Source organism: Streptomyces sp. NPDC055189 (assembly GCF_053606765.1).
This window is the reverse complement of the sequence record NZ_JBSGSG010000050.1, coordinates 61,954-69,173: the sequence shown is the minus strand read 5'-3', so window position 1 is coordinate 69,173 and position 7,220 is coordinate 61,954. Positions and strand designations below refer to the sequence as shown.

Genomic DNA, 7,220 nt, shown 5'->3' with positions numbered 1-7,220 from the left:
AGGAAATCCTGGCGGGACCGGGCCTTCGCCTTCCCGGTGCGGTTACGCCTTGCGGAGGCGGAACGTCAGGGACAGGGACTCGTCCGTGAACGTCTCGCCGTACGTGTCGTCCGCCTCTCCCTGGGCGAAGTCCGTGGCGAGGACCTCGTCCGCGATGAGCTCGGCGTGGTCGGACAGGGCCGTGATCACGGCCGGGTCCGTGGAGGTCCAGCGCAGGGCGATCCGGTCCGCGACGTCCAGGCCGCTGTTCTTGCGGGCCTCCTGGATCAGGCGGATCGCGTCACGGGCCAGGCCCGCCCGGCGCAGCTCCTCCGTGATCTCCAGGTCGAGGGCGACCGTGGCACCGGAGTCGGACGCCACCGACCAGCCCTCGCGCGGGGTCTCCGTGATGATGACCTCGTCAGGGGCCAGCGTGATCTTCTCGCCGTCGACCTCGACCGACGCCGTGCCCTCGCGCAGGGCCAGGGACAGGGCGGCCGCGTCCGTGTCGGCGACGGCCTTGGCGACCGCCTGCACGCCCTTGCCGAACCGCTTGCCGAGCGCCCGGAAGTTGGCCTTGGCGGTGGTGTCCACCAGTGACCCGCCGACTTCGGAGAGCGACGCGAGCGAGGAGACGTTGAGCTCCTCGGTGATCTGCGCGTGCAGCTCCGGGTTGAGCGACTCGAAGCCCGTGGCGGCGATCAGGGCGCGCGACAGCGGCTGGCGGGTCTTGACGCCCGACTCGGCGCGCGTGGCGCGACCCAGCTCCACCAGGCGGCGCACGAGCACCATCTGCCGGGAGAGGTCCGGGTCGATCGCCGACAGGTCGGCCTCGGGCCAGGACGTCAGGTGGACCGACTCCGGGGCGTCCGGGGTGACCGGCACCACCAGGTCCTGCCAGACGCGCTCGGCGATGAACGGCGTCAGCGGGGCCATGAGGCGGGTGACCGTCTCCAGGACCTCGTGCAGGGTGCGCAGGGCCGCCTTGTCGCCCTGCCAGAAGCGGCGGCGCGAGCGGCGTACGTACCAGTTAGAGAGGTTGTCGACGAACGTGGACAGGAGCTTGCCCGCACGCTGGGTGTCGTAGCCCTCCAGGGCCTGCGTGGCCTGGTCGGTGAGCGCGTGCAGCTCGCTGAGCAGCCAGCGGTCCAGGAGCGGGCGGTCGGCGGGCGCCGGGTCGGCGTCGCTGGGGGCCCACTTCGACGTACGGGCGTACAGGGCCTGGAAGGCGACCGTGTTCCAGTACGTGAGGAGCGTCTTGCGGACGACCTCCTGGATCGTGCCGTGGCCCACCCGGCGGGCCGCCCAGGGGGAGCCGCCGGCCGCCATGAACCAGCGCACCGCGTCGGCGCCGTGCTGGTCCATGAGCGGGATCGGATCCAGGGTGTTGCCCAGGTGCTTGGACATCTTGCGGCCGTCCTCGGCGAGGATGTGGCCGAGGCAGACCACGTTCTCGTACGACGACTTGTCGAAGACCAGGGTGCCGACGGCCATCAGCGTGTAGAACCAGCCGCGGGTCTGGTCGATGGCCTCCGAGATGAACTGCGCCGGGTACCGGCTCTCGAAGAGCTCCTTGTTCTTGTGCGGGTAGCCCCACTGCGCGAACGGCATCGAACCGGAGTCGTACCAGGCGTCGATGACCTCGGGGACGCGCGTCGCGGTCTCCTGGCAGGTCGGGCAGGGGAAGGTGACCGCGTCGATGTACGGACGGTGCGGGTCCAGGTCCGACTGGTCGGTGCCCGTCAGGTCGGAGAGCTCGGCGCGCGAGCCCACACAGGTCAGGTGACCTTCCTCGCAGCGCCAGATGGGCAGCGGGGTGCCCCAGTAGCGGTTGCGGGAGAGCGCCCAGTCGACGTTGTTGGTCAGCCAGTCGCCGAAGCGGCCGTGCTTGACCGAGTCCGGGAACCAGTTGGTCTTCTCGTTCTCCTGGAGGAGGCGCTCCTTGACGGCCGTCGTGCGGATGTACCAGGACGGCTGCGCGTAGTAGAGGAGCGCCGTGTGGCAGCGCCAGCAGTGCGGATAGCTGTGCTCGTACGGGATGTGCTTGAAGAGCAGACCGCGGTCCTGGAGGTCCTCGGTGAGCTTTTCGTCGGCCTTCTTGAAGAAGACGCCGCCCACGAGCGGGAGGTCCTCCTCGAAGGTGCCGTCGGGGCGCACCGGGTTCACGACCGGGAGGCCGTACGAACGGCAGACCTTGAGGTCGTCCTCACCGAAGGCGGGGGACTGGTGGACCAGACCGGTGCCGTCCTCGGTGGTCACGTAGTCGGCGTTGACCACGTAGTGCGCAGGGGCGGGGAACTCGACGAGCTCGAAGGGGCGCCGGTAGGTCCAGCGCTCCATCTCGGCGCCCGTGAAGGTCTGCCCCGTGGTCTCCCAGCCCTCGCCGAGCGCCTTCTCGACGAGCGGCTCGGCGACGACCAGCTTCTCCTCGCCGTTGGTCGCGACGACGTACGCGACGTCGGGGTGCGCGGCGACCGCGGTGTTGGAGACGAGGGTCCACGGAGTGGTCGTCCACACCAGGAGGGCCGCCTCGCCCGCGAGGGGGCCGGAGGTGAGCGGGAAGCGGACGAAGACGGAGGGGTCGACGACCGTCTCGTAGCCCTGCGCGAGCTCGTGGTCCGAGAGGCCGGTGCCGCAGCGCGGGCACCAGGGGGCGACGCGGTGGTCCTGGACCAGGAGGTCCTTGTTGAAGATCTCCTTCAGGGACCACCAGACCGAGTCGACGTACTCGGGGTCCATGGTGCGGTACGCGTCGTCGAGGTCGACCCAGTAGCCCATGCGGGTCGTGAGGTCGGTGAAGGCGTCGGTGTGCCGGGTCACGGACTCGCGGCACTTGGCGTTGAACTCGGCGATGCCGTACGCCTCGATGTCCTTCTTGCCGTTGAAGCCCAGCTCCTTCTCGACCGCGAGCTCGACCGGGAGGCCGTGGCAGTCCCAGCCGGCCTTGCGGGCCACGTGATAGCCCCGCATCGTGCGGAAGCGCGGGAAGACGTCCTTGAAGACGCGGGCCTCGATGTGGTGGGCGCCCGGCATGCCGTTGGCGGTGGGCGGACCTTCGTAGAACACCCACTCGGGGCGGCCCTCGGACTGATCGAGGCTCTTGGCGAAGATCTTCTGCTCGCGCCAGAAGTCGAGCACGGCGTGCTCGAGGGCGGGCAGGTCGACCTGGGCGGGCACCTGGCGGTACTGCGGCTGCGTATTCAACGGCTGCGTGTTCAACGCGCTTCCTCCGGCGGACGATTCCGTTCCGTCGGAGGGACGAGAGCCCTTTGTCGCGCTCCCGCGGTACCACCCTCCTTGGCCTCCCCGGCGCGTGTGGCGCACGGAAAAGCCCCCTCATTGGGGTCGCGATGCCGGGTCTACTGGCCTGCGGCGGACCCGGGGGCCCGCTGCCTGCGGTTCTTCCGGCGGCTCCGGGGTGATCTTCGCGTCGCGCCTGCCCCCGGGCTCACACCGTCCCCGGGTCGCTCATGGCCGCGTTCGCCGCTACTCGTCCCCATCCACGCTTCTCGCTCCGGCCAGTGTACGGGGCCGGGGTGCACGGGGCCGACCGGATTTCGGGCGGCGACCTCAGGCGTGCTGGGGGACCTCGTCCCTGAGGGAGTCGCGGACCATCTTCCGCAGCTCCGGGCTGTCGGTGTGCCCGTGGACGGACACGGCGTGCTCGCTGGCGGCGCGGACCACTTCCTCCTCATCGCCGGAGATGGCGAGGGTGCAGTCGGTCTCGCTCGGGAAATCACGGCAGTCGGCTGTTTTGCGCATGACGCACCTTCTTGTGTCGTGTCTTATTTTATGCCTGATTCCGACCATTGGGCGGGCTTGTGCCCGATGTCGTGACGGCCACGGTGACTGACCCGAATGCCGCCATGTGGAGCGTGCGGATCCTGACCCGCCGTCCGGCCGGATTACCCGGCTGGGAGCTGGGCACAACGCATGCATGCTTGCCGCGCCGCACCTGTGGGGCGAGCGCATGGAGCGGCGTGCCCCGTTGCCGCGGGCCCTGAGTCGATTTATCGTCCCAGCACGATTGCGCGTGCAAGATCACAAAATGTGAAGGGGCCGCGGCCATGGTGGCGAAGAAGACCGCCGTACAGCGTTCGGCGTCGGGCAGATCCACGGGCGAGGGCGAAAAGGCCGCGGACACGAAGACCACGAAGACCACGAAGAAGACGGCCGCCAAGAAGGCCGTGGTGAAGACGGCGGCGGCGAAGAAGGCCGTCGCCAAGAAGGCGGTCGCCAAGGTCGCCGACGCCGGTAGGAAGGCAGCTGCCGGGGAGGACGCGGCCAAGGAGTCGGCGGCCACGGAACCCGCGGCGGCGAAGAAGGCTCCCGCGGCGAAGAAGGCCCCGGCGAAGAAAGCTCCGGCTAAGAAGACAGCCGCCAAGAAGAGCACGGCCCGCAAGAGCACGGCCAAGGAGACGGCTGCGACAGCGGCCGAGGGTGCGGCTCAGGCCGCGGAGACGACGGGAGCCACGACAGTGGTCACGAAGAAGACTCCGGGCACGGCGACGGCAGCGAAGAAGCCGACGGCGGTGCCCAAGGCGCGTATCGCCGCCGCGGAGCCCGGTGAGCTCGCGGTACGGCCCGGCGAGGACCCCTGGACCCCCGAGGAGGTCGCGGAGGCCCGCGCGGAGCTCCAGAGCGAGGCGCTGCGCCTCGGATCCGAGATCTCCGCCTCCGAGGACGCCCTGGCGGGGCTGATGCGGGACTCCGGGGACGGCGCGGGCGACGACGAGGCGGACACCGGCACCAAGAACATCACGCGGGAACACGAGATGTCGCTGGCCGCCAACGCGCGCGAGATGCTCGACCAGACCGAGCGCGCCCTGGAGCGTCTCGACGCGGGGACGTACGGCATCTGCGAGAACTGCGGCAATCCGATCGGCAAGGCGCGGATGCAGGCCTTCCCCCGGGCGACCCTGTGCATGGACTGCAAGCAGAAGCAGGAACGGCGCTACTGAACGCGGCCTGACCACCTGGTGCCGTACGTGTGTGCCGTACCCTCGTCCCCAGTCAGGTACCTAGGTTGAGGGACTCACGTGGCAGAGGCGGAGCGCATCATCGGTACGCCGGACATCCCCGAGGCGGCTGGGCAGGACGAGGCCGGGGACGAGACGGCCTCGAAGGACGGGCAGAGCTCGTCCGGCGAGTCCGAGCAGGCATCGCCGGACGAGAAGCCGGCCGGGAACCCCGACGAGAAGCCGGGCAAGGGCAAGCGCAAGATCCTCGTCCTGTTCGCGGTGGCCGTCCTCGCGTACGCCCTGGACCTCGTCAGCAAGATGATCGTCGTCGCGAAGCTGGAGCACCACGCGCCGATCGAGATCGTCGGCGACTGGCTGCAGTTCAACGCCATCCGGAACGCGGGCGCCGCGTTCGGGATCGGCGAGGCCTTCACCGTGATCTTCACCGTCATCGCGGCGGCCGTGATCGTCGTGATCGCGCGGTTGGCCCGCAAGCTCTACAGCCTGCCCTGGGCGATCGCGCTCGGCATGCTGCTCGGCGGCGCCCTGGGCAACCTCACCGACCGGATCTTCCGGGCCCCCGGCGTGTTCGAGGGAGCGGTGGTCGACTTCATCGCGCCGAAGGGCTTCGCGGTGTTCAACCTCGCGGACTCGGCGATCGTGTGCGGTGGCTTCCTGATCGTGATCCTGTCGTTCCGCGGCCTGGACCCGGACGGGACCGTCCACAAGGACTGAGCAGGGCCTGAACAGGGCCTGAACAGGGCCTTGAGCAGCGGCGGAGCCTTGAGCGTCGGCTCTCGTGGTGCGGGAGTGTCAGCGGCCTCCTGCATACTCAATGGGTGAGCACGATTCCCGAGATCCGTACCCTGCCCGTGCCGGACGGCCTGGAGGGCGAGCGCGTCGACGCCGCCATCTCCCGCATGTTCGGTTTTTCCCGCACGAAGGCCGCCGAGCTTGCGGCGGCAGGCAAGGTGATGGTCGACGGCAGCGTGGTCGGCAAGTCCGAGCGCGTGCACGGCGGCGCCTGGCTGGAGGTGGAGATGCCGCAGGCGCCCGCTCCGGTGCAGATCGTCGCCGAGCCCGTCGAGGGCATGGAGATCATCCATGACGACGACGACATCCTCGTGATCGTCAAGCCGGTGGGCGTGGCCGCGCACCCGAGCCCCGGCTGGACCGGCACCACGGTGATCGGCGGCCTCGCCGCCGCCGGGTATCGCATCTCGACCTCCGGCGCCGCCGAGCGCCAGGGCATCGTGCACCGCCTCGACGTGGGCACGTCCGGTCTCATGGCCGTCGCCAAGTCGGAGCGCGCGTACACATCCCTGAAGCGCCAGTTCAAGGAGCGCACGGTCGACAAGCGCTACAACGCGCTGGTGCAGGGCCACCCCGACCCGATGAGCGGCACGATCGACGCCCCCATCGGCCGCCACCCGAACCACGACTACAAGTGGGCGGTCACGGCCGAGGGCAAGCCCTCCGTCACGCACTACGACCTCATCGAGGCCTTCCGCGCGGCGTCGCTGCTCGACATCAAGCTGGAGACGGGGCGCACGCACCAGATCCGCGTACACATGGCGGCCCACCGGCACCCCTGCGTGGGCGACCTGACGTACGGCGCCGACCCCACGCTCGCCAAGCGGCTCGGCCTCACCCGCCAGTGGCTGCACGCGGTGCGGCTCGGCTTCGAGCACCCCGGTGACGGGCAGTGGGTGGAGTTCGAGAGCACCTACCCGGACGACCTCCAGCAGGCGCTCGACCGGGTGCGGGCAGAGAGCTCATGAGCGCCGGGGTCACCTGCCGGGTCGCGGCCGATGCCGATGACCTGGAGGCCTGCTTCCGGGTCCGCAAGGAAGTCTTCGTCGTCGAGCAGCAGGTCCCCGAGGACCTGGAGTACGACGCGTACGACGCCGGTGCGGTGCACGTCCTCGCGGTCCGCGACGACGGGCTCCCGCTGGGCGCGGGCCGTCTCCTCACCGGGGCGGCCGCCGCGGCCAAGAACGGCGGCGACACCGAGGCGGGCGCGCTCGGCCGCCTCGCGGTGACCCGGGCCGCACGCGGCCTCGGCATAGGCGCCACCCTGGTGGGAGTCATCGAGGACGCGGCACGCGCGCGTGGCCTCACGGCGGTCGACCTGCACGCCCAGACGCACGCCCTGGGGTTCTACGAACGCCTGGGGTACGTGGTCTACGGCCCCGAGTTCCAGGACGCGGGGATCGCGCACCGGGCGATGCGCAAGACGCTGGGCTGAGACACAGCGCCTGCGGGCCGGGTGCCGGAGGG

At 70.2% G+C, this 7,220-nt stretch carries 6 protein-coding genes; 4 read left to right on the top strand and 2 right to left on the bottom strand.

What is annotated here, in order from left to right:
* Positions 1-42 precede the first annotated feature (42 nt).
* A complete protein-coding gene (ileS, locus tag ACWFR3_RS29235; RefSeq protein WP_453737642.1) occupies positions 43-3,183 on the bottom strand; it encodes an isoleucine--tRNA ligase in 3,141 nt (1,046 codons plus the stop codon).
* A gap of 366 nt (positions 3,184-3,549) precedes the next feature.
* Positions 3,550-3,741, bottom strand: a complete 192-nt coding sequence (locus tag ACWFR3_RS29230) for a DUF1059 domain-containing protein (RefSeq protein ID WP_453737638.1) — start codon at positions 3,739-3,741, stop codon at positions 3,550-3,552.
* A 305-nt stretch (positions 3,742-4,046) separates the two neighbouring features.
* On the opposite strand from ACWFR3_RS29230, the gene ACWFR3_RS29225 reads away from it, so the two are divergent.
* The 4 genes from ACWFR3_RS29225 (at position 4,047) to ACWFR3_RS29210 (ending at position 7,188) form a co-directional block, all read left to right on the top strand.
* Entirely contained in the window at positions 4,047-4,940 is an 894-nt protein-coding gene (locus tag ACWFR3_RS29225) for a TraR/DksA family transcriptional regulator (protein ID WP_453737637.1), read from the top strand.
* A gap of 78 nt (positions 4,941-5,018) precedes the next feature.
* Positions 5,019-5,675, top strand: coding sequence for a signal peptidase II (lspA, locus tag ACWFR3_RS29220; RefSeq protein ID WP_453737636.1), 657 nt, complete (start codon positions 5,019-5,021; stop codon positions 5,673-5,675).
* A gap of 104 nt (positions 5,676-5,779) precedes the next feature.
* The gene (locus ACWFR3_RS29215) at positions 5,780-6,721 is read left to right on the top strand and encodes an RluA family pseudouridine synthase (protein WP_249590444.1); all 942 of its coding nucleotides are present in this window, start codon (positions 5,780-5,782) and stop codon (positions 6,719-6,721) included.
* Positions 6,718-7,188 (top strand): GNAT family N-acetyltransferase, encoded by a 471-nt coding sequence (locus ACWFR3_RS29210; RefSeq protein WP_453737635.1) that lies wholly within the window; start codon positions 6,718-6,720, stop codon positions 7,186-7,188. Before ACWFR3_RS29215 ends, ACWFR3_RS29210 begins: the two co-directional genes overlap by 4 nt.
* Positions 7,189-7,220 lie beyond the last annotated feature (32 nt).

What these genes read in the sequence shown, in the direction of transcription:
- ACWFR3_RS29230 (WP_453737638.1), bottom strand. Translation starts at nt 3,741, where the DNA reads ATGCGCAAAACAGCCGACTGCCGTGATTTCCCGAGCGAGACCGACTGC.
- ACWFR3_RS29225 (WP_453737637.1), top strand. Translation starts at nt 4,047, where the DNA reads ATGGTGGCGAAGAAGACCGCCGTACAGCGTTCGGCGTCGGGCAGATCC.
- ACWFR3_RS29210 (WP_453737635.1), top strand. Translation starts at nt 6,718, where the DNA reads ATGAGCGCCGGGGTCACCTGCCGGGTCGCGGCCGATGCCGATGACCTG.